Annotated in this window: 22 protein-coding genes and 1 pseudogene; 20 read left to right on the top strand and 3 right to left on the bottom strand. The window is 73.6% G+C overall.

Going from position 1 to position 21,850, the window contains the following annotated elements:
- Positions 1-20: 20 nt before the first annotated feature.
- Genes KRR39_RS17090 through ccsB form a run of 5 tightly spaced genes read left to right on the top strand, consistent with a single transcriptional unit; the run spans position 21 to position 4,684 of the window.
- The gene (locus KRR39_RS17090; RefSeq protein ID WP_216942748.1) at positions 21-704 is read left to right on the top strand and encodes a histidine phosphatase family protein; all 684 of its coding nucleotides are present in this window, start codon (positions 21-23) and stop codon (positions 702-704) included.
- Positions 701-1,273 carry a TlpA disulfide reductase family protein gene (locus KRR39_RS17085; protein WP_216938693.1) on the top strand — a complete coding sequence of 191 codons (573 nt, stop codon included), beginning with the start codon at positions 701-703 and terminating at the stop codon, positions 1,271-1,273. Before KRR39_RS17090 ends, KRR39_RS17085 begins: the two co-directional genes overlap by 4 nt.
- The gene (locus KRR39_RS17080) at positions 1,270-2,031 is read left to right on the top strand and encodes a cytochrome c biogenesis CcdA family protein (RefSeq protein WP_254185213.1); all 762 of its coding nucleotides are present in this window, start codon (positions 1,270-1,272) and stop codon (positions 2,029-2,031) included. The genes KRR39_RS17085 and KRR39_RS17080 overlap by 4 nt, the downstream gene beginning before the upstream one ends.
- Positions 2,028-3,716, top strand: coding sequence for a cytochrome c biogenesis protein ResB (resB, locus tag KRR39_RS17075; protein WP_254185212.1), 1,689 nt, complete (start codon positions 2,028-2,030; stop codon positions 3,714-3,716). Before KRR39_RS17080 ends, resB begins: the two co-directional genes overlap by 4 nt.
- Positions 3,713-4,684, top strand: a complete 972-nt coding sequence (gene ccsB, locus KRR39_RS17070) for a c-type cytochrome biogenesis protein CcsB (protein WP_254185211.1) — start codon at positions 3,713-3,715, stop codon at positions 4,682-4,684. Before resB ends, ccsB begins: the two co-directional genes overlap by 4 nt.
- Before the next feature lie 9 nt (positions 4,685-4,693).
- Here ccsB and KRR39_RS17065 read toward each other — a convergent pair whose 3' ends face one another.
- The gene (locus KRR39_RS17065; RefSeq protein ID WP_216938692.1) at positions 4,694-4,909 is read right to left on the bottom strand and encodes a hypothetical protein; all 216 of its coding nucleotides are present in this window, start codon (positions 4,907-4,909) and stop codon (positions 4,694-4,696) included.
- A 49-nt stretch (positions 4,910-4,958) separates the two neighbouring features.
- On the opposite strand from KRR39_RS17065, the gene KRR39_RS17060 reads away from it, so the two are divergent.
- From KRR39_RS17060 to KRR39_RS17035, 6 genes are all read left to right on the top strand, one after another.
- Complete coding sequence (locus KRR39_RS17060; protein ID WP_216938691.1) at positions 4,959-5,441, top strand: GNAT family N-acetyltransferase; 483 nt, start codon at positions 4,959-4,961, stop codon at positions 5,439-5,441.
- Between the two features lie 4 nt (positions 5,442-5,445).
- On the top strand, positions 5,446-5,712 hold the full coding sequence (locus tag KRR39_RS17055) for a DUF4229 domain-containing protein (RefSeq protein ID WP_216938690.1): 267 nt from the start codon (positions 5,446-5,448) through the stop codon (positions 5,710-5,712).
- Between the two features lies 1 nt (position 5,713).
- Positions 5,714-6,844, top strand: a complete 1,131-nt coding sequence (gene cds1 / locus KRR39_RS17050) for an L-cysteine desulfhydrase Cds1 (protein ID WP_436971989.1) — start codon at positions 5,714-5,716, stop codon at positions 6,842-6,844.
- A 134-nt stretch (positions 6,845-6,978) separates the two neighbouring features.
- A complete protein-coding gene (locus KRR39_RS17045) occupies positions 6,979-8,019 on the top strand; it encodes an iron-containing redox enzyme family protein (protein WP_216938689.1) in 1,041 nt (346 codons plus the stop codon).
- Entirely contained in the window at positions 8,016-8,261 is a 246-nt protein-coding gene (locus tag KRR39_RS17040; RefSeq protein WP_216938688.1) for a CDGSH iron-sulfur domain-containing protein, read from the top strand. Before KRR39_RS17045 ends, KRR39_RS17040 begins: the two co-directional genes overlap by 4 nt.
- A gap of 80 nt (positions 8,262-8,341) precedes the next feature.
- Positions 8,342-9,007, top strand: a complete 666-nt coding sequence (locus tag KRR39_RS17035) for a maleylpyruvate isomerase family mycothiol-dependent enzyme (RefSeq protein WP_216938687.1) — start codon at positions 8,342-8,344, stop codon at positions 9,005-9,007.
- A 71-nt stretch (positions 9,008-9,078) separates the two neighbouring features.
- Here the strand turns inward: KRR39_RS17035 and KRR39_RS17030 are convergent, their stop codons facing one another.
- Positions 9,079-9,957, bottom strand: coding sequence for a 1,4-dihydroxy-2-naphthoate polyprenyltransferase (locus tag KRR39_RS17030; RefSeq protein WP_216938686.1), 879 nt, complete (start codon positions 9,955-9,957; stop codon positions 9,079-9,081).
- Between the two features lie 35 nt (positions 9,958-9,992).
- Between KRR39_RS17030 and KRR39_RS17025 the strand changes: the two genes are divergently transcribed.
- From KRR39_RS17025 to KRR39_RS17000, 6 genes are read left to right on the top strand one after another with little or no spacing between them, the layout of a single operon-like run.
- On the top strand, positions 9,993-11,036 hold the full coding sequence (locus KRR39_RS17025; protein ID WP_254185210.1) for an AMP-binding protein: 1,044 nt from the start codon (positions 9,993-9,995) through the stop codon (positions 11,034-11,036).
- Positions 11,033-11,971, top strand: a complete 939-nt coding sequence (locus KRR39_RS17020; RefSeq protein WP_216938685.1) for an o-succinylbenzoate synthase — start codon at positions 11,033-11,035, stop codon at positions 11,969-11,971. The genes KRR39_RS17025 and KRR39_RS17020 overlap by 4 nt, the downstream gene beginning before the upstream one ends.
- Entirely contained in the window at positions 11,968-13,704 is a 1,737-nt protein-coding gene (gene menD, locus KRR39_RS17015; protein ID WP_216938684.1) for a 2-succinyl-5-enolpyruvyl-6-hydroxy-3-cyclohexene-1-carboxylic-acid synthase, read from the top strand. The genes KRR39_RS17020 and menD overlap by 4 nt, the downstream gene beginning before the upstream one ends.
- 39 nt (positions 13,705-13,743) lie before the next feature.
- A complete protein-coding gene (locus KRR39_RS17010; protein ID WP_216938683.1) occupies positions 13,744-14,655 on the top strand; it encodes a helix-turn-helix transcriptional regulator in 912 nt (303 codons plus the stop codon).
- 56 nt (positions 14,656-14,711) lie between these two features.
- A complete protein-coding gene (locus tag KRR39_RS17005) occupies positions 14,712-16,595 on the top strand; it encodes a Na+/H+ antiporter (RefSeq protein ID WP_367303749.1) in 1,884 nt (627 codons plus the stop codon).
- Positions 16,596-16,617: 22 nt separating this feature from the next.
- Complete coding sequence (locus KRR39_RS17000) at positions 16,618-17,253, top strand: MBL fold metallo-hydrolase (RefSeq protein WP_216938682.1); 636 nt, start codon at positions 16,618-16,620, stop codon at positions 17,251-17,253.
- 201 nt (positions 17,254-17,454) lie between these two features.
- Here KRR39_RS17000 and KRR39_RS16995 read toward each other — a convergent pair whose 3' ends face one another.
- Positions 17,455-18,747, bottom strand: a complete 1,293-nt coding sequence (locus tag KRR39_RS16995; protein ID WP_216938681.1) for an isochorismate synthase — start codon at positions 18,745-18,747, stop codon at positions 17,455-17,457.
- A gap of 143 nt (positions 18,748-18,890) precedes the next feature.
- On the opposite strand from KRR39_RS16995, the gene KRR39_RS16990 reads away from it, so the two are divergent.
- The 3 genes and pseudogenes from KRR39_RS16990 (at position 18,891) to KRR39_RS16980 (ending at position 21,842) form a co-directional block, all read left to right on the top strand.
- The gene (locus KRR39_RS16990) at positions 18,891-19,580 is read left to right on the top strand and encodes a demethylmenaquinone methyltransferase (protein WP_216938680.1); all 690 of its coding nucleotides are present in this window, start codon (positions 18,891-18,893) and stop codon (positions 19,578-19,580) included.
- Between the two features lie 531 nt (positions 19,581-20,111).
- Positions 20,112-21,420: pseudogene (locus KRR39_RS16985) on the top strand (geranylgeranyl reductase family protein).
- A gap of 62 nt (positions 21,421-21,482) precedes the next feature.
- Positions 21,483-21,842, top strand: a complete 360-nt coding sequence (locus KRR39_RS16980) for an NADH-quinone oxidoreductase subunit A (RefSeq protein WP_216938679.1) — start codon at positions 21,483-21,485, stop codon at positions 21,840-21,842.
- Positions 21,843-21,850 lie beyond the last annotated feature (8 nt).

The following is a 21,850-nucleotide window of genomic DNA, read 5'->3' as shown; positions in this document are numbered from 1 at the left end:
CGACCGTCCGGGGGGGCCCGATGAGCGACCGGACCACCGTGCACCTCCTGCGGCACGGCGAGGTGCACAACCCCGAGGGCGTGCTCTACGGCCGGCTGCCCGGCTACCACCTCTCGCGGCTCGGCCGGCAGATGGCCCAGCGGATCGCCGACGCGGTCGGCGACCGGGACATCACCCACGTGGTGGCCTCGCCGCTCGAGCGCGCCCAGGAGACCGCCCGCCCGCTCGCCCTGGCCCGGGGCGTCGACATCGTCACCGACGCGCGGGTGATCGAGTCCACGAACATCTTCGAGGGCCGGCGGTTCAGCGTCGGCGACGGCATCGTCCGGCGCCCGTCGTCCTGGCCGCACCTGTGGAACCCCTTCCAGCCGTCGTGGGGCGAGCCCTACAAGACGGTCGCCGCGCGGATGATGGCGGCGGTGTACGACGCCCGCGACTCGGCCCGCGGCCACGAGGCGGTCGTCGTCTCCCACCAGCTGCCGATCTGGACGACCCGGCTGCACGTCGAGGGCCGGTCCTTCCTGCACAACCCCCGCAACCGGCAGTGCACGCTGTGCAGCCTGACGTCGCTGGTCTTCGACGGCGACGAGCTGGTCACGCTGCGCTACTCCGAGCCCGCCGCGGACCTGATCCCGGTCAAGGACCGCAAGCACACGTTCTCCGCCGGCGGCACCGAGCCGGCCGACGAGGCACCACCCGCATGACCAGCCGCCCCCGCGTCCTCGCCCTCGCCGCCCTGCTGTGCGGTGGGCTGCTCGCGGGCTGCTCGAACGACATCTCCTCCTCCGGCGGCGACCAGGGGTTCGTCGCCGGCAAGGGCATCATCACCTCGGTGAAGACCGCCGCGGACCGGAAGGCCCCGGGTGCGGTCGCCGGCACCACGCTGGACGGCGACCAGGTGTCGCTGGCCGACTACCGCGGCAAGGTCGTGGTGGTCAACGTGTGGGGGTCCTGGTGCGGGCCCTGCCGGGCCGAGGCCGGCATGCTCGCCGACGCCTCCCGCGAGCTCGGTCCCCGGGGCGTGGAGTTCCTCGGCATCGACAGCCGCGACCCCAGCGCCGGCAACGCCCGGGCGTTCGTGCGGCGCTTCAAGATCCCCTACCCGAGCATCTACGACCAGCAGGGCTCCACGCTGCTGGCGTTCCGCGGGACGCTGCCGGCGACGACGGTGCCGAGCACCGTGGTCGTCGACGCGCAGGGCCGGGTGTCCGGCAGCGTGATCGGCCCGATCACCCGCACCACGCTGGACGACCTGGTCGAGGACGCCTCATGACCCTGCTCGACGTGGGCTCCTGGTTCCAGGTGACCGCCCTGTCCGGGTCGATGCTGCTCGCGCTGCCGGTGGCGCTGCTGGCCGGCCTGGTCTCGTTCTTCTCGCCGTGCGTCGTCCCGCTGCTGCCGGGCTACCTGTCCTACGCCACCGGCCTGTCCGGCGTGGACCTCGAGAACGCCCGGCGCGGGCGGATGGTGCTCGGCAGCTTCCTGTTCGTGCTCGGGTTCTCCTTCGTCTTCGTCGCGTACGGCGCGTTCTTCGGCTCGCTCGGCGACTGGCTGCTGGCCTACAACCGGCAGATCAGCGTGGTGCTCGGCTTCGTGACGATCCTGCTCGGCGTCGCGTTCGTCGGGCTGGTGCCGTTCCTGCAGCGCGACCTGCGGATCCACCGGGTGCCCGCGGTCGGCCTCGCGGCGGCGCCCCTGCTCGGCGTGCTGTTCGGTCTCGGCTGGACCCCGTGCATCGGGCCGACCCTGACCGCCGTACAGGCGCTGGCGATGAACGAGGGCACCGCCGGCCGCGGGGCGCTGCTCAGCCTGGCCTACTCCCTGGGCCTCGGCGTGCCGTTCCTGGTCGCCGGGCTGGCCTTCCGGCGGACGCTCGGCGCCGTGCGCTGGGTCCGCCGGCACCAGCTGTGGGTGACCCGCGTCGGCGGGATGATGCTGATCTTCGTGGGGCTGCTGCTCGTGACCGGCCTGTGGGACCAGTGGGTCGGCGAGCTGCGCGGCTTGTTCCCCGTCGTGGAGTCCCCGCTGTGACCGTCACGACCGACCGCACCGAGGCCGGCGGCTCGGCCTCCCAGCCGCCGCAGCCGCCGTCCTCCCCGCCGGCGCTGAGCCCGGTCGAGCTGTCCCGCTGGGCCTGGCGGCAGCTCACGTCGATGCGCACCGCGCTGGTGCTGCTGTTCCTGCTCGCGCTCGCGGCGGTCCCCGGGTCCGTCGTCCCGCAGCGCAACATCGACGCGGTCAAGGTCGCCGACTGGCAGGACAAGCACCCGCAGCTCACCCCGATCTACGACAAGCTCGGGATGTTCGACGTCTTCGGGTCGGTCTGGTTCTCCGCGATCTACCTCCTGCTGGGGATCTCCCTGGTCGGCTGCATCGTGCCGCGGCTGCGGATCTACTGGCGCGGCTTCCGCGCCGAGCCGCCGCGCGTCCCGCGGCACCTCGGCCGGCTGCCCGAGTCCCGCCGCTTCGAGCTCGACGAGGACACCGACGCGGTCCTCGCCCGGGCCCGCGCCGTGCTCCGCAAGAAGCACTACCGGGTCGCCGACCGGGAGGGCGGCGCGCTCTCCGCGGAGCGCGGCTACCTGCGCGAGGCCGGCAACCTGCTGTTCCACGTCTCGGTGCTGGTCGTGCTGGTCGGCTTCGCCTACGGCCAGATGTTCGGCTACAAGGGTGGTGTGGTCACCGTGGTCGGCAACGGCTTCTCCAACTCGCTGAGCCAGTACGACGACTTCGCGCCCGGCAAGCTGTTCTCCCCGGACCGGCTCACGCCGCTCAGCCTCAAGGTCGACGACTTCCACGTGAAGTTCCAGACCAGCGGCCCGGCGATGGGCCAGCCGGAGTCCTTCGACGCGAACATCACCTACCGGACCTCCCCGGACGCCGCGCCGCAGACCCACGACCTCGCGGTGAACCACCCGCTGACCGTGGACGGCGCGAGCGTCTTCCTGGTGGGCCACGGCTACGCGCCGGTCGTCACCGTCCGCGACGGCGACGGCAACGTCGCCTACACCGGTCCCGTGGTGTTCCTCCCGCAGGACGCGTCGTTCTCGTCCTTCGGGGTGCTCAAGGTGCTGGACGCGCAGCCCGAGCAGCTCGGGTTCGAGGGCTTCTTCTACCCGACCTACGGCTACACCCGCGCGACCGGGCCGTTCTCGCAGTTCCCCGACAAGCTCGACCCGGTGCTCTCGCTGACCCCGTCGCACGGCGACCTCGGCCTCGACACCGGCAAGCCGCAGTCGGTCTACTCGATCGACATGCGCCACATGAAGACCTTCCCGAGCTCCGACCCCAAGCGGCTCGGGCCGAACGCCCGGATCAAGCTCTCGCCGGGGGACACCGTGCAGCTGCCCGACGACATGGGCTCGATCCACTTCGACCGGGTCGACCGCTGGGTCAAGCTCCAGGTCAGCGACTCCCCGGGCAAGGGCATCGCGCTGGCCGGCGTGCTGCTCGGCATCGTCGGCCTGATGGGCTCGCTGTTCATCCGGCCCCGCCGGGCCTGGGTCCGGGTCGCCCGCGGGGGCGACGACGGGCGACGTACCGTGGTGGAGCTGGCCGGTCTCGACCGCAGCTCGGGCGGCGACCTGGCCGCCGAGATCGACGCCCTCGAGCGGCTCCTGCGGGGAGAGCCGGCGGCCGGCGGCCCGGACCACGACCCGGACCACGACCCAGTCCACGACCCAGACAGCGCTACCGACAGCAGGGAGCACGCGTGAGCACCGCGGAGTTCGCAGCCTTCAGCGACAACGCCATCATGTTCGCCTCGATCGTCTACGTGCTGGCGTTCCTCGCGCACCTCGCCGAGTGGGTCGCGCTGCGCGCGGTGACCGTCAAGGAACCCGCGCTGGCGAGTGTCGGCGCCCCTTCCGCCGAGCTGTCAGGCGCTGAATCGGCTGGAGCCGTGCCACCGCCTGACAACTCGGAGGTGTTCGGGCGGATCGGCCTCGCGCTGACCGTGCTCGGCTGCCTGCTGCACTTCAGCGGGCTGGTCAGCCGCGGCCTCGCCAGCGACCCGGTCCGGGTGCCCTGGGGCAACATGTACGAGTTCACGCTGGCGGGCACCTTCGGCGTCAGCGTGATGTACCTCGTGCTGATGAAGCGCCACCACCTGCGCTGGATGGGCGTGATCGTCACCGGCTTCCTGGTCGTCGTGCTGATGCTCGACCAGCTGGTGCTCTACCAGGACGCCGGCCCGCTGGTGCCCGCGCTGCACTCCTACTGGCTGGTGATCCACGTGCTCGCCGCGGTGATCGCCTCCGGCGCATTCGCGGTCGGGGCGCTGGCCCTGACCCTGTTCCTCGTCAAGGACCGGGCCACCCGGCGCGGCACGGTGCGCGCCGGCGGCTACCTCAGCCGGCTGCCCTCGCTCGAGGCCCTGGAGCGGGTCGGCTACCGGGTCAACGCGTTCGGCTTCCCGATCTGGACCTTCGCGGCGCTGGTCGCCGGGCCGATCTGGGCGGAGTACGCCTGGGGCAGCTACTGGAACTGGGACCCCAAGGAGGTGTGGGCGTTCATCACCTGGGTGATCTACGCCGCCTACCTGCACGCCCGGGCGACCGCCGGCTGGAAGGGCAAGGCCGCGTCGGTCATCGCGCTGGTCGGGTTCGCGTCCCTGCTGTTCAACTTCGTCGGGATCAACTTCTTCTTCGGCAGCGGCAGCCTGCACTCGTACGCCGGCGGCTGAGCCGACCCGCTACTCGTTGTTGGGGCGGTCGTCGTCCCGCTTGCGCTGCCGACGGTTGAGGTCCCGCAGGAAGTCCTCGTCGTCGTCCGGCGCGAGCGTGCGCGGCGGCTTCGGAGGGGTACGACGGCCGCGGGCGGGCGCTCCGCCCCGGTGACGCTCGATGAGCCAGAAGACGGCATACACGAGAGCGGCGAACACGATCACGACGAGCAGGAACTTACCCACGCCTCCAATGTAGGCACGTGATCAAGCCGGACCGTGCCAGCATCGGGGAATGAGGCCGATCCGTGATGCCCGACCCGAGGACGCCGCGGCGCTCGCCGTCGTGCACGCCGACGCCTGGGCGGTCGGCTACGCCGGGCAGTTCCCGGCGGACGTGCTGGCCGCCGAGGTCGAGTACCGGCGGACCGCCTGGGACGCCGGGACGGTGGTCGCGAGCAGCTCGGACGACGAGGTGCTGCTGGTCGCCGAGGACGAGGAGGGGGTCTGCGGGTTCGTGCACGGCGTCCCGGGGCAGATCGGCGGGCTCTACGTGCACCCGCGCGCGTGGGGCACCGGCGCCGCGGCCGCGCTGACCGAGGCGGTGCTGCCCCGGATCGGCGGCGACGACGTGGTGCTCTGGACGCTGGAAGGATCCGGCCGGGCGCGCCGGTTCTACGGGCGGACCGGCTGGCTGCTGACCGGCGCCGTCCGCGAGCGGGAGTTCCTGGGCGGGGTCACGCGCCGTCTGGTGCAGTACGCACGGCGACTACCCTGAGGGCGTGAAGGAGTTCGTCGTCTACACCCTGGCGCGGGTCGGTCTGTTCGTCGCGTCGTACGCCGTGATCGCCGGTGTCTACATGCTGGTGCGCGGGACCGACCACGTGCCGATCCTGTGGCCGTTCCTGGCCGCCGCCGTCATCTCCGCGGTCGCCTCCTACTACCTCCTGCAGGGCCCCCGGGAGCGGTTCGCCGCCCGGGTCGACGCCCGCGCCCGGGCCGCAACCGCGCGGTTCGAGGAGGCCCGGTCCCGTGAGGACCAGGACTGACGTGACCACGTCCGGGGTCGACGGCTGCTGCCGCGAGGTGCACCGGCCCGACGACCGGTCCTGGGTCAACGAGGCGATCCGCAAGGTCGAGGCGGACAGCAACCGGTCCGCCGACACGCACCTGCACGTCTTCCCGCTGCCGGAGGGCTGGGACGTCGACCTGTACCTCAAGGACGAGTCGGTGCACCCGACCGGGTCGCTGAAGCACCGGCTGGCCCGCTCGCTGTTCCTCTACGCGCTCTGCAACGGCTGGATCCGCGAGGGCACTACGGTCATCGAGGCGTCCTCGGGCTCCACCGCGGTGTCCGAGGCGTACTTCGCCCGGCTGCTCGGGCTGCCGTTCGTCGCGGTCATGCCGGCCACCACCTCGCGCGGCAAGATCGAGCTGATCGAGTTCCACGGCGGCCGCTGCCACCTCGTCGAGGACCCCTCGACGATGTACGACGAGGCCCGCCGGCTCGCCGACGAGAGCGGCGGCCACTACATGGACCAGTTCACCTACGCGGAGCGGGCCACCGACTGGCGCGGCAACAACAACATCGCCGAGTCGATCTTCGAGCAGCTCTCCCAGGAGCGGCACCCGGTCCCGGCCTGGGTGGTCGTCGGCGCCGGGACCGGCGGCACCTCGGCGACGATCGGACGCTTCGTGCGCTACCGGCGTTTCGACACCCAGGTCTGCGTGGTGGACCCCGAGGGCTCGGCGTTCTTCGAGGGGTGGCGCTCCTCCGACCCCGGCTACCGGACCGGGCGCGGCTCGCGGATCGAGGGCATCGGCCGCCCCCGCGTCGAGCCGTCCTTCATCCCCACCGTCGTCGACGCGATGGTGTCGGTGCCCGACGCGGCCTCGGTCGCCGCGATGCGGTGGTGCTCACGGGTCACCGGCCGACTGGTCGGCGGCTCGACGGGCACCGCGCTGTGGGGCGCGCTGCGGCTGGTCTCCTCGATGCGCACGGCGGGCACGGCCGGTAGCGTGGTGACGCTGCTGTGCGACGGCGGGGAGCGGTACACCGCGACGTACTACGACGACGACTGGCTCGCGGCCCAGGGCATCGACATCGCGCCGTACGCGCAGACGCTGGAGACGTTCTACGAGACCGGCGCCTGGGTCGAGCCGGCCCTGGGCGTCCGGTGACCCGGGCCTGAGCCCCCGTCGAGCCGGGCCGGGCGCAGGGGTGAGCCGGGTCTCGTGTTTAGCCCGGAGGGCGATTGTGGGGCCGGGAGCGGGGTACCGCGGGGATCCCGCACTCACCGAGAGGTCCCTCCCTGATGCAGCTCCCCCTCCACCGCGGCCCGGTCAGCCGGGCGTTGACCGACTCCCTGCGCGACGGCACGCCGCTCGACGTGGCGGCGCTGCTGCCCCTGGTCGAGGCGGTCGAGGACGTCGTACGCGACGAGGACCTGCAGCTCGCGCTGTGGACGGCCTACGAGCTGCACTACGGCGGGTTCGACGACGTCGACGCCGGCCGCGAGTGGGACCCCGAGGTGCTGCGCCTGCGCGGCGCGCTCGAGGCTCGGTTCGAGGAGCAGCTGCGCGCGCTCACGGCCGGTCCGGTGGCCGCGGCGCTCGACGGCCCCGGGGACGTGGCCGACCGGATCTTCGCCCAGGCGAACGCCGCAGACGGGCCCTCGCTGAGCCGCTTCCTGCAGCGGGAGGCGACCGCCGAGCAGTTCCGCGAGGTGCTGGTGCACCGCAGCGTCTACCAGCTCAAGGAGGCCGACCCGCACACGTTCGTCATCCCGCGGCTGCCCGGGGCGGCGAAGGTCGCGCTCGTCGAGCTGCAGTTCGACGAGTACGGCGCCGGGCGCCCCGAGCGCCAGCACGCGCAGATGTTCGCGGCGGGCATGGACGAGTGCGGGCTCGACAGCAGCTACGGCGCGTACGTCGACGTGGTGCCGGCCGCGACGCTCGCGCTGAACAACGCGATGAGCCTGCTGTGCCTGCACCGCCGGCTGCGCGGCGCGGCCGTCGGCCACCTCGCGGCGATCGAGGTCACGAGCTCGCTGCCCTGCCGGAAGTACGTCCAGGGCCTGCGCCGCCTCGACCTCTCGCCGGCGATGGCGGAGTACTTCGACGAGCACGTCGAGGCCGACGCGGTGCACGAGCAGGTCGCCACCCGAGACATCTGCGCGGCCGCCGTCGAGCACGAGCCGGCGCTGGCCGAGGACGTGCACTTCGGGGTCGCGGTGTCGCTGCTGATGGACGAGCTGCTGGCCGAGCACGTGCTGGCCTGCTTCGGCGACGGGGCGAGCTCGCTGCGCTCCGTCGAGCCCGCCGTCCGCACGTCGGCCGCCCGGTCCGCCGCATGAGCGGGACGGTGCGGCTGCGCGACGGGCAGCTGGCGGTGGGCGAGACCGACGCCGTGGTGCGCGCCTGCCCCGGTGGTCCGTGGCTGGTCCGCGGCGCCGACGGCGTCGAGACCAAGGACGGCGCCGTGCACGCCACGACCCGCCCGGTGGTCGCGGTGTGCGCGTGCGAGCGCACGCAGCGGGCCCCGTGGTGCGACGGCACCCACAAGGTGCTCCGCCCGAGAGCCGCCACCCCCCGATAGTCCGTGACGGACTTGCTGTTCCGGCCCCGAAGCAGAGCAAGAACGTCACGGACTATCGGTGTCGTGGTTGGCTCGGTGGCATGGACGCTGTGGAGGAGTGGCGCGCCGCCTACGGCCGCGTGACGGACCTGGTCGGCTCGCTCGGCGCGGAGGAGGCCGCTCGTCGCGTGCCCGCGTGCCCGGACTGGACGGTGCGGGACCTGCTCTCGCACATGATCGGCCTGGACGCGGACGTGGTGGCCGGCGACGAGCCGGACGACCACAACAGCACCTGGACCCAGCGCCAGGTCGACGCGCGCGCCGGTCGCACGGTCGGCGAGCTCCTGGAGGAGTGGCGGTCGCTCGTCGGCCCGCTGACCGGGTGGATGCAGGAGTTCACCACCCGGCCGCTCGGCGACCTGGTCATCCACGAGCAGGACCTGCGCGGCGCCCTCGGCCGGCCCGGCGCCCGCGACAACGCCGGCCTGCTCTCCCTGCGCGACCGGATGCTGGGCCGGTTCGAGGCCCGGCTCGGCGCCGCGAGGCCGATCGCGTTGTACGGCGGGTCGTGGCAGTGGTGCTCGTCCGGGCCCGCGTCCGACGCCGAGGTCGTCGTGCGGGCGAGCGAGTTCGACCTGGCACGGGCGCTGATGAGCCGTCGCTCGGCCGCCCAGATCCGTCGGTGGACCGAGCGCGGCGACGTGGCGCCGTACCTCCCGGCCTTCGAGACCCTCGGGCCGCTGCCCGCCGACGAGCTCGACGACTGAGCCCCGGCTCGAGGTGAGCCGAGCCCCGGCTCGAGGTGAGTCCCGGCCCGGGTCGACCGGCCCGGCCCGGGTCAGGCGGTGGCGAGCAGGAGGCCGACGAAGGCGCCGAGGGACCACAGCAGCTCGGCCACGCCGGTCCGCTGCAGCACCGGGACCAGCCCGCGGTCGGTGGTGCCGGTCAGCACCAGCCGCGCCGCGGGGACCGCCGGCAGCAGGAAGGCGAAGCCCAGCCAGGCCAGCCGGCTGGTGGACAGGCCGAGCGCGACCAGGGCGACCGCGGCCACGCCGACGAGCAGGGCGTAGAGGTACCGGCTGCGCTCGTCGCCGAGCACGACGGCCAGCGTCCGCTTGCCCGACTCGCGGTCCGTCGGCACGTCGCGCACGTTGTTGGCCACCAGGATCGCGCAGGCCAGCGCGCCGATCCCCACCGCGGCGTACAGGGCGGGCAGCGGGAACGACTCGGTCTGCACGTACGTCGTCCCCATCACCGCGACCAGCCCGAAGAACACGAACACCATCACCTCGCCGAGCGCGTGGTAGCCGTAGGGCTGCGAGCCGCCGGTGTAGAACCACGCGGCGACCACCGCCAGCGCGCCGACCAGCACCAGCCACCACCCGGTCGTCGCGGCCAGCACCAGCCCGGCCGCCATCGCGACCCCGAACGCCGCGAACGCCGCGGCCTTCACCGACCCGGGCGAGGCGACCCCCGACCCGACCAGCCGCAGCGGGCCGACCCGGTCGGCGTCGGTGCCGCGGATGCCGTCGGAGTAGTCGTTGGCGTAGTTCACGCCGACCTGGAGCGCGAGCGAGACCAGCAGCGCGAGAGCCGCCTTCCACCAGACCGCCTGGTCGAGGTAGGCCGCGACGCCGGTGCCGGCGAGCACGGGGGAGACGGCCGCGGGCAGGGTGCGGGGGCGTGCACCTTCGAGCCACTGCGCTGGGGTTGTCACAGTCGGGGATTCTCGCAGGCATACCGTGTCTGCTCGTGAGCCGCCCCAGCCTGAACCCCGTGCACGGTACGGCGGGCGAGATCCTGGCGCTGCTCCGTGCGTGGGACGCCGCCGAGGACCCCGCACCTTTGGCCGTCGAGACGTCCGGCTCGACCGGCACCCCCAAGCGCGTGCTGCTCTCCCGGGCGGCGATGCGGGCCTCCGCCGACGCGACGCACACCCGGCTCGGCGGCCCGGGCCAGTGGCTGCTGAACCTCCCGCCGTCCTACGTCGCCGGCCTCCAGGTGCTGTTCCGCTCCGTCCGGGCCGGCACCGAGCCGGTCGTCCAGGACGGCCCGTTCGGCGAGGCGGCCGCATCGATGACCGGCGCGCGGCGGTACGTCTCCCTGGTCCCGACCCAGCTCGTGCGGATGCTCGACGAGGACGCCCTGCGCGGCTTCGACACCGTGCTCGTCGGCGGCGCGCGGCTCGAGCCGGCCCTGCGGACCCGGGCCGAGCGCGCCGGGGTCCGGGTGGTGGCGACGTACGGGATGAGCGAGACCTGCGGCGGCTGCGTGTACGACGGGCGTCCCCTCGACGGGGTCGCGGTCAAGACCGGCGCCGACGGGCGGGTCCGGATCGGGGGCGCCGTCGTCTTCACCGGGTACGACGGGCGGCCCGACCTCACCGCGCAGGCCAAGGAGGGCGGCTGGTTCGTGACCCAGGACCTGGGCCGGATCGACCACGACGGGCTGCTCCGGGTCGACGGACGCGTCGACGACGTGGTGGTCTCCGGCGGCGTCAACGTGCCCACCACGGCGGTGGCGGCGCGGCTGCGGGAGCACCCGGAGGTGCGCGACGCCGAGGTGGTCGGGGTGCCCGATCCCGAGTGGGGCGCCGCGGTCGTCGCGCTGCTGGTCGGGGACCTGGCCCTGGACGCCGCACGGGGCTGGGTGGCCGACGCCCTGCCCCGCGCGTGGGCGCCGCGCCGCGTCGTACCCCTGGACGCGCTGCCGCTGCTGCCGAACGGCAAGCCGGACCGGCTCGCCCTGCAGCGGGAGGCCCGGCTCGACCCGCCACCAGGCCCGGGTCGACCGTGAACGTGTTCTCCATCCCCATGACGACGCGGTTCCGGGGGATCACCGTCCGGGAGGGGATGCTGCTGCGCGGCGACGCCGGGTGGGGCGAGTTCAGCCCGTTCCTGGAGTACGACGCCGCGGTGGCCGCGCCCTGGCTGCGGGCCGCCCGCGAGGCCGCCGACGTCGGCTGGCCCGCACCGCTGCGCAGCAGCGTCCCGGTCAACGTCACGGTCCCGGCCGTCGACGCCGAACGGGCGGCGGCGATCGTCCGGGCCGGCAACGGCTGCCGCACCGCCAAGGTCAAGGTCGGCGAGCCGGGCCAGAGCCTGGCCGACGACCAGGCCCGCCTCGAGGCGGTCCGCGACGCGCTCGGCCCGGACGGTCGGATCCGCATCGACGTCAACGGCCTGTGGTCGGTGGACGAGGCGGTCGGCCGGATCCCCGTGCTGGACCGGGCGGCCGGCGGGCTGGAGTACGTCGAGCAGCCGGTGACGGACGTCGAGGACCTGGCCGTCGTACGGCGCCGGGTGGCCGTGCCGATCGCCGCCGACGAGTCGATCCGGCGGGCCGAGGACCCCTACCGGGTCCGGGACCTGGAGGCCGCCGACGTCGCGGTGCTCAAGGTGCAGCCGCTCGGCGGGGTGCGCGCGTGCCTGCGGATCGCCGAGGACATCGGCCTGCCGGTGGTGGTGTCCAGCGCCCTGGAGACCAGCGTCGGCATCGCGGCCGGCGTCGCGCTGGCGGCCGCGCTGCCCGAGCTGCCGTTCGCCTGCGGCCTGGCGACCGTCCAGCTGCTCACCGACGACGTCGTCGCGCACCCGCTGCTGCCGCTCGACGGCCGGCTGCCCGTCGTGCGCCCGGAGGTCGACGCGGCCGCGCTCGCCCGCACCCGCGCCACACCGGAGCGCGAGCAGCACTGGCGGGACCGGCTCGCGGGGATAGGTTCTCGACCATGACCCCGGCGAACGCCTCCACCGCGCTGGCCACCACGCTGCTCGACGAGCTGGCCCGCTGCGGTGTCCGGGACGTGGTGCTCGCCCCCGGCTCCCGCAGCGCGGCCCTGGCGTTCGCGGCGCACCGCGACCAGGACCGGCTGCGGCTGCACACCCGGATCGACGAGCGGTCCGCCGGCTTCCTGGCCCTGGGCATCGCGCGCACCAGCCGGCGCCCCGTCGTGGTGGTCACCACCAGCGGCACGGCGGTCGCGAACCTGCACCCGGCGGTGCTCGAGGCGTCCCACGCCGGGGTGCAGCTGATCCTGGTCACCGCGGACCGGCCGGCCCGGCTGCGCGGCAGCAACGCCAACCAGACCACCGAGCAGGCCGGGATCTTCGGGACCGCGGTGCGCGAGCACGCGGACGTGCCGGCCGGCTACCCGGGCAGCGGCGAGGTCGAGCGGCGCCAGGTCGTCGGGTGGCGGGCGCTGGCCGCCCGCACCGCCGCGGTCGCCAACGGCCGGCTCGGCGGCCGGCCCGGTCCGGTGCACCTCAACGTGCAGTTCGAGGAGCCGCTGGTCCCGGACGTCGGTGACGGCTGGGGGAGCGCGCTGGACGGGGCGCCCGACGGCGGCCCCTGGATGACCCCGGGCGGCCGCCCGGTCGCCACGCCCGAGCCGGTCAGCCGCGACCTGCGCACGGTCGTGGTCGCGGGCGACGACGCGGGTCCGCCGGCCCGGGTGCTCGCCGAGGCCGCCGGCTGGCCGCTGCTCGCCGAGCCGACCAGCGGCTCGCGCACCGGCGAGGCGGCGATCCGGACCTACCGGCTGCTGCTCGGCGACGCCGACCTGGCCGGCCGCATCCAGCAGGTCGTGGTGTTCGGCCACCCGACCCTCTCGCGCCCGGTCGGCCGGCTGCTGGCCCGCGACGACATCGAGCTGTACGCCGTGCGGGGGCCGTCGGGCTGGACCGACTCCGGGCACCACGTGCACGCCGTGGTCGACCGGATCGAGCTCGAGGGCGTGGACGCGAGCTGGTTCACCAGCGAGAAGGTGGCGCCGCCCGCGCGCGAGGCCGACCCCTGGCTCGCGGAGTGGCGGCGCCGCGACGCCGAGCTGTCCCGCCGGCTCGACCAGCACCTCGCGCAGCGGGGCGCGATGACCCCCCAGCAGGTCGCCGGCACGGTGAGCGCCGCGCTGCCCCCGGGCGGGCTGCTGTTCGTCGGCGCCTCCAACCCCGTGCGCGACCTCGACCTGATGGTCGCGAGGTACCAGGTCGGCGACCGGCGGATGGTCGTCGGCAACCGCGGCCTGGCCGGCATCGACGGCTCGGTGTCGAGCGCGGTCGGCGCCGCGCTGGGTCGCCCGCGCAGCACCCGGGCGATCGCCCTGCTCGGCGACGTGACGTTCCTGCACGACACCAACGGGCTGCTGATCGGGCCCGGCGAGGAACGCCCGGACCTGACGATCGTGGTGGTCAACGACGACGGCGGCTCGATCTTCGCCTCCCTGGAGCAGGGCGCCGAGCAGCACGCGGCGTCCTACGACAAGCTGTTCGGCACCCCGCACGGCGTGGACGTGGCCAGCCTCTGCGCCGCCACCCGCACCCCGCACTGGAAGGTCGGCTCGGTGGCCGAGCTGCAGCACGCGCTGGCCAGCCCGGCCGGCGGCATCGAGGTGGTGGAGGCCGTCGTACGCCGGGACGACCGCCGCGAGCTGGACGCCGCGATCCGGGCGCTGGCTGCGCAAGACTGATCAAGCGGCCGCCCGGACCGGCTGGCCAGGATGGGGAGCATGAGCACAGCCGCCGACCACTTCACCGGCTTCCTGGACGTCCTCGCCGGCGCGCTCGACGACCACGAGGCCACCGCCGAGGACCTGGCCGGCCGGCTGTACCTGTCGCGGTTCCACCTCGACCGGATCGTCGCCTCGGTCGCCGGTGAGTCACCGAGCCGGTTCCGCCGCCGGATCCTGCTCGAGCGCTCGGCGTACCGGCTGGCCACCACCCGCCGGACGATCCTCGACATCGCCGTCGAGGCCGGGTACGGCTCGCACGAGGCGTTCACCCGGGCGTTCACCAAGGCGTACGGCGTCGGGCCCGGCCGGTGGCGCGAGCACCCCACCCGGCTGCGGATCGACGCGCCCAGCGACGTGCACTTCCACCCACCCGGGAGCCTGCGGCTCCCCGCCGAGAAGAAGGTGACACCCATGGACCTGCTCACCAAGATGGTCGAGCACCACGTCTGGCTGACCGGAGAGATCGTCGAGCGGGCCGCCCGGCTCAGCGACGACCAGCTCGACGAGGCGATCGAGGTCAACGTCGACGACGACCACCAGACGATCCGGTCCCTGGCCTCCCGGCTGGTCGGCCAGATGGCCATGTGGAACGCGGCGGTCGCGAACCGGGCCTACGACTGGGCGGTCGAGGAGCACGAGTCCGTCGACTCGCTGCGGGACCGGCTGGCGGTCGAGGGCCCGGCGTACCTCGCCCAGGTGCGCGAGGTGGCCGAGCAGGGCCGGCTGGACGACACCTTCGTCGACGCGCTGTGCGAGCCGGCGGAGGTGTTCACCTACGGCGGGATGATCGCCCACGTGCTGACCTTCGCCGCGCACCGCCGCTGCCTCGTGGTGATGGCACTCGCCAAGCACGGGGTGCCGGACCTCGGCTGGGGCGACCCGATGACCTGGGTGGCGCAGCCGGCGTAACGCCCGGAGAACACCCGTCCGGTTGAATGGGCGGGTGGACGTAGCCCTCTCCCTCTCTGCCCTCGCGGTCGTGGTCATCGCCGTCGCCGCCCTCTGCGGCCGGTACGACCTGCCCGCCCCCCCTCGTCCTCGTCGCGCTCGGCGCCGGCGCCTCCTTCCTGCCGTTCGTCCCCGAGGTCCACCTGACCTCGGAGGTGGTGCTGGTCGGGCTGCTGCCGCCGCTGCTGTACGCCGCGGCCCTGCAGACCTCCCTGGTCGACTTCAACGCCAACCGGCGCGCGATCCTCCTGCTCTCGATCGGTCTCGTCGCGTTCACCACGGTCGGTGTCGCCGTGGTCGCCTACGCCGTCATCCCGGCCGTCACCTGGCCCGCCGCCTTCGCCCTCGGTGCGGTCGTCGCGCCTCCCGACGCCGTCTCCGCGACCGCGATCGCCCGGCGGATCGGCATCCCGCGCCGGATCGTCACGATCCTGGAGGGCGAGTCGCTGCTCAACGACGCGACCGCCCTGGTCGCGCTGCGCACCGCCATCGCGGTGGGCGGCGCGGGCACCGCCGTCGCCCTCGGCGACCAGATCACCGTGCTGGACGTCGGCCTCGACTTCGTGCTCGCGGCGGCCGGCGGGGTGCTCGTCGGGCTGGTCCTGTACTTCGTCGTGGGCCGCGTGCGGCGCCGCGTGACCGACCCGGTGATCGACACCAGCCTCTCCCTGGTCACCCCGTTCGTCGCGTACGTCGCGGCCGAGGAGATCCACGGGTCCGGCGTGCTCGCCGTGGTGGTCGCCGGCCTGCTGCTGGGCCACAAGGCACCGATCCTGCAGACCGCCGGGTCACGGGTCGCGGAGCGGCTGAACTGGCGCACCATCCAGTTCCTGCTCGAGAACGTGGTGTTCCTGCTGATCGGGCTCCAGGTCCGGTGGATCCTGCGCGACGTGCAGGACAGCGGCGTACCCGTCACCGACGTCGTCACGCTGTGCCTGGCCACCTTCGCCGCGGTGGTCGTGCTCCGGCTGGTGTGGGTGTTCCCGGCCCGGTACCTGCTGGTCCGGCCCGCCCGGGACCGGGAGACCGGGGAGCACCCGTCGTGGCAGCACACCACCGTGCTCGGCTGGGCCGGGATGCGGGGTGTGGTGACCCTGGCGGCCGCGTTCGCGATCCCCAAGGAGTTCGACTACCGCGAGACGCTGATCCTCACCGCGCTGTTCGTGGCGGCCGCGACGCTCTTCGTCCAGGGCTCGACGCTGCCGTGGCTGGTGAAGGCGCTCAAGCTGCCCCGGCCCGACCCGCGGGAGGACGCGCTGGCGCGGGCCGCGCTGTTCGAGAAGGCGTCGGCGGCGGGCCTGGAGGTCCTGGAGCTGCACCACAACGACGACGACCCGTTCAACACCGTGCAGTCGCTGCGCGACCGGTCCGCCCAGCGCAACACCGCGGCGTGGGAGCGGCTCGGCAACAACCCCGGCGAGGAGACTCCCAGCGAGTCCTACACCCGGTTGCGGCTGGAGATGCTCGACGCCGAGCGGGCCAAGGTGCTGCACGTGCGCAGCACCGGGTCGATCCCGCACGAGGTGGTGGAGGACGTGCTCGCCACGCTCGACGTGGAGGAGTCCATGCTCGACGTCAGCACGGCCCGCAACGAGGAGCTCAACGACTCCGAGACCGTCAGCGGCATCGCGGGCACCATCGCGCTCTGCGAGCACCTCCGGTCGGCGCCGCGCGACGTCGAGTCCCGGGTGGAGCGGGAGTGCGAGGACTGCGTGCGGGACGGCTTCACCCAGTGGGTGCACCTGCGCAAGTGCCTGGAGTGCGGGCACATGGCCTGCTGCGACTCCTCGCCCCGCCGGCACGCCAGCCTGCATGCCGAGGAGGCCGCCCACCCGGTGATGCGCTCCGCGGAGCCCGGCGAGGACTGGCGCTGGTGCTTCGTGGACAACCGCCTCGGCTGAGGACCTTGAGTAGGTTGGTGACATGAGGATCACCAAGTTCGGCCACGCCTGCGTCCGCATCGAGCACGACGGCCAGGTGGTCGTCATCGACCCCGGTGCCTTCACCGAGCGCGAGGCGGTCGACGGCGCGACCGCCGTGCTGGTCACCCACGAGCACGCGGACCACCTGCACGTCGACCACTTGCGGGCCACCGACGCCCCGGTGTTCACCATCGAGGCGGTCCGCGCGCAGATCGCCGAGGCGGACCGGGGCGTCGCCGAGCGGGTCACGGTCGTCTCCCCGGGCGAGCAGCTCGACGTCGGTCTGCCGGTCACCGCCGTCGGCGAGCTGCACGCGGTGATCCACGAGGACCTGCCGCGGGTCCACAACTCCGGGTACGTCGTCGACGTCGGCAGCCTGCGCGTCTACCACCCGGGCGACTCGCTCACGCCTCCCGGCGGCCCGGTCGACGTGCTCCTGCTGCCGGTGCACGCGCCGTGGAGCAAGATCTCCGAGGTCATCGACTTCGGCCGGTCGGTCGGGGCCCCGCGCGCGGTGGCCGTGCACGACGGGCTGCTCAACGACACCGGGCTCGGGGTCGTGGGCCGCAACCTCGAGCTGCTGCTGGGCGAGACCGCCTACGAGCGGCTGCAGCCCGGCACCGACCTCTCGCTCTGACCGAACGGCCCCTGCCGCACCGGCCGAACGGGCAGCGGACATGGTGCCCATTGCCTACAGACGCGGTCCCGTCCGCCCCGGGAGACTGGGTCACGCCCACCCGCACGGGGGTGGTGGGCCAGCACCGACGTCGCCGTCGTGGGGCGGTGGTCTTCCCGAGGGGCCACCACCCGCGACGCCGGCCCGCCGCAGGGGTGCGGGTCAGTCGGTGCCGCCGAGCGAGTCGCGGACCGGGACGAACTTCGCCTGGCCCTCGGCCAGCTCGGACTCGGGGTCCGAGTCCGCGACGATCCCGCAGCCCGCGAACAGCCGCACGCGCCGGCCCTCGATCTCGGCCGAGCGCAGCGCCAGGCCCCACTCGCCGTCGCCGCTCGCGTCCATCCAGCCCACCGGTCCCGCGTAGCGCCCGCGGTCCATGCCCTCGATCTCCAGGATCAGCGCGGTGGCCACGTCGGTGGGGGTGCCGCCGACGGCCGCGGACGGGTGCAGCGACGCGGCCAGGTCGAGCGAGGTCGCCGACGGGTCGTCCGCGTCGTGGATCACGCCGGCCACGTCGGTGGCCAGGTGCATCACGTTGGGCAGGTGCAGCACGAACGGCGCCTCGGGCACGTTCATCGACGAGCAGTGCGGGGCCAAGGCGTCGGCCACCGAGCGCACGGCGTACTCGTGCTCCTCGAGGTCCTTCGACGACCGGGCCAGGGTCGCGGCGAGGGCCATGTCGCGGGCGTCGTCACCGGTGCGCCGGATGGTGCCCGCGAGCACCCGCGACGTGACCAGGCCGCGCTCGCGACGTACGAGCATCTCCGGGGTGGCGCCGAACAGCCCGTCGACGTGGAAGGTCCAGCACATCGGGTAGCTCTCAGCCAGCCGGTTCAGCGGCCAGCGGACGTCGATGTCCTGCTCCGCGGTGGCGTACAGGTCCCGGGCCAGGACGACCTTCTCCAGCGCGCCCTCGTTGATCCGGCGCACCGCGTCGGCGACCACCGTCTCCCACTCCGTGCCGCTCAGGGCGCCGTCCGCGAAGGTCACCCCGACGGGCGCGTCGACCGCCTCGGCGGCGGCGAGCCCGGGGCCGGCCGGGATCGTCCCGGCGCCGATCGTGGTCACCCACATGGTGTCGCCGCGGCGTCCGACGACCACCTCGGGGACCACCAGCAGGCTGTCGCCGGGCTCGTCGGCGAAGGCGAAGGAGCCGAAGCACACCAGGCCGGAGCCGGGCAGGCACGCCTCGTCGCGGACCACGGCGGTGCCGGCGTGCTCGAGCCACCAGGTGCGGGCCTCCTCGAACCGGCCCGGTCCCGACGTACGGCGGACCGCGGCCACGCCCCAGCCGACCAGCCCCTCGCCGCGGCGCACCCACGCGGTGACGTCGCGGTCCTCGGGAAGCAGGGCCAGCAGCGACCCGGTGTCCTCGACGAGCACGGTGCGCACCACCAGCGGCGCCGACTCCCGACTCGGGTCCGACGCGTCCAGGCGGGAGGAAGGCTCTGTCACGGTGGCCCAGCCTACGGTGGTTCCTCGGACGAGGTTCACGAGGCACGTCGGTCGAGGTGCGGGGCGTGCGAGCCTCGGGGCGACCGTGCGTCCGCCCGGGGTCTCGGGCACCTCGACCGACGTCGCTGCATAGGCTGGCGCCCGTGACCCGAGCCCAGCTGGACAAGCGCCCCGCGGACGTCGCCGCGATGTTCGACGACGTGGCGCGTCGCTACGACCTCACCAACGACATCCTCTCGCTGGGCCAGGACCGCCGCTGGCGCAGGGTCGTCGTGGACGCCGTGGACCCCCGTCCGGGCGAGCGGGTCCTCGACCTGGCGGCCGGCACCGGCACCTCGAGCCAGCCGTTCGCGGACCGCGGCGCCACCGTCGTGCCCTGCGACTTCTCGATCGGGATGCTGCGGGTGGGCAAGCGGGCCAGGCCGCACCTCGGCTTCACCGCCGGCGACGGCACCCGGCTGCCGTTCGCGGACGACACGTTCGACGCGGTGACGATCTCCTTCGGGCTGCGCAACATCGTCGACCCGGACGCCGGCCTGCGCGAGATGCTGCGGGTGACCAGGCCGGGCGGCCGGCTGGTCGTCTGCGAGTTCAGCCACCCGACCTGGGCGCCGTTCCGGACGGTCTACGTGGAGTACCTCATGAAGGCGCTGCCGACGGTCGCCCGCGCGGTCTCCTCCAGCCCGGACGCCTACGTCTACCTCGCCGAGTCGATCCGCGCGTGGCCCGACCAGGAGCGGCTCGCGGACCGGATCGGGCAGGCCGGCTGGCAGCGCCCGGAGTGGCTGAACCTCAGCGGCGGCATCGTCACCCTGCACCGCGCCACCGCCTGACGCGCACCCGGCGCCTCTGGCTGCCCAGCGCCCGCCGACCCGGCGCCTCTGGCTGCCCGGCGCCCGCCCACCCGGCGCCTCTGGCTGCCCGGCGCCCGCCGCCCCGGCGCTTCTGGTTGCTCAGGCGAGGTCAGGAAGCAGGACGGCAGGTCGTCGCACCGGCCGCCCGTCGCCCACCACAACCGCGACGACACGAGGATCGGGGCCGCGGCGGGAGTCGGAGGGCACGGGCGCGGGCATCGCGGGCACCCCGGCCAGCCACGAGCGCCGGGTCGGCGGGGCTCCGGCGACCAGAGGCGCCGGGTCGGCGGAGCATCGGCGACCCGAGGCGCCGCGGGGTGACAAATTTGGCAACGGGAACATGACCTAAATGCCCAGGTGGGGGGTGGTTTCGAGGTGTGGCGGGACGACCCGGGGGCCGGGTCGCGCGATGTGACCCAGGCCTCTAGACTCCTCGACAGTGCCTGACTAGTGAAGCAATTCACATGCGCACAACGCACGCCCCGAAGGCCAATGGATGAGGTGCCACGCATGACCCGGACCACCGCTGACGCGCGGCAGGCCGACGTCATCGTCGTCGGCGCCGGTCCCGCGGGAGCGAGTGCGGCGTACCACCTCGCGAACGCAGGCGTGGACGTCCTGCTGCTGGAGAAGGCGGCGTTCCCCCCGCGACAAGGTCTGCGGCGACGGGCTCACCCCGCGCGCGGTCCGGCAGCTGGTCGCCATGGGCCTCGACCTCGACGCCCCGGGCTGGCAGAAGAACCTCGGCCTGCGGATCGTCGGCGCCGGCCACCGGCTCGAGCTGCCCTGGCCCGACCTGGCGTCGTTCCCGCCCTACGGCATGGTGCGCACCCGGACCGACCTCGACGAGATCCTCGCCCGGCACGCCGAGAAGGCGGGCGCCCGGCTGGTGGAGCGTACGGCGGTCACCGGACCGGTCCTCGACGAGCGCACCGGACGGGTCGTCGGCGTCACCGCCAAGGCCGTCGACGACCGCGGCCGCCGGGTCGGCGACCCGGGCGCGGTCGAGACCTACACCGCCCCGGTCGTGATCGCCGCCGACGGCGTCAGCGCGCGGATCGCCATCGCGCTCGGCCTCGAGCGGCGCGAGAACCGCCCCATGGGGGTCGCGGTCCGCGCCTACTACGAGACGCCCCGCCACGACGACGCGTGGATGGAGTCCTGGCTCGAGCTCTGGGACGGCACGCCGAACCAGTCGAACCTGCTGCCCGGCTACGGCTGGATCTTCGGGGTCGGCGACGGCACCGCCAACGTCGGGCTCGGCATCCTCAACACCTCGAAGGCCTTCCAGAACGTCGACTACAAGGACGTGCTCAAGCGCTGGCTCGAGCACACGCCGGCCGAGTGGGGCTTCCGCGAGGAGAACCTCGTCGGCCGGATCGGGTCGGCCGCGCTGCCGATGGGCTTCAACCGCAAGCCGCACTACACCCGCGGCGTGCTGCTGGTCGGCGACTCCGGCGGCATGGTCAACCCGTTCAACGGCGAGGGCATCGACTACGCGCTGGAGGCCGGCCACATGGCCGCCGACACGATCGTGCAGGCGCTGGCGCGACCCGAGGGCCCGGCCCGCGAGCGGGTGCTCGAGGGCTACGCGGTCGCGCTGGAGCAGGCCTACGGCGGCTACTTCACGCTCGGCCGGGTCTTCGCGAAGATGATCGGCAACCCGACGTTCATGAAGCAGGCCACGAAGTTCGGCCTGCCACGCACCGCGCTGATGAAGTTCACCCTCAAGCTGATGGCGAACCTCACCGATCCCCGGGACGGCGACGTCTCGGACCGGGTGATCAACGCGCTGGCCAAGGTCGCACCCGCGGCCTGACCCGGCAGCACCGCACCGCACGAAGCAGCACGACACAGACGGACAGACAGGAGGGAACACCGGTGGAGCTCTACACACCTGTTCTCGCGCTCGGAGTCATCGCGGCGGGCTTCGCGATCTTCTCGGTGCTGGTCAGCTCGCTGACCGGTCCCAAGCGCTACAACCGCGCGAAGCTCGACTCCTACGAGTGCGGCATCGAGCCGACCCCGCAGGCGCTGGGCGGTGGCAAGTTCCCGGTGAAGTACTACATCACCGCGATGATGTTCATCGTCTTCGACATCGAGATCGTGTTCCTGTACCCGTGGGCCGTCTACTTCGACTCCATGAAGATGTTCGGCCTCATCGAGATGGTGCTGTTCATCGTGACCGTCTTCGTCGCGTACGCCTATGTCTGGCGGCGCGGCGGCCTGGACTGGGACTGAGGGGCTAG

Source organism: Nocardioides panacis (assembly GCF_019039255.1).
Taxonomy (GTDB): Bacteria; Actinomycetota; Actinomycetes; order Propionibacteriales; family Nocardioidaceae; genus Nocardioides_B; species Nocardioides_B panacis.
This window is presented reverse-complemented; position numbering and strand designations above follow the sequence as displayed.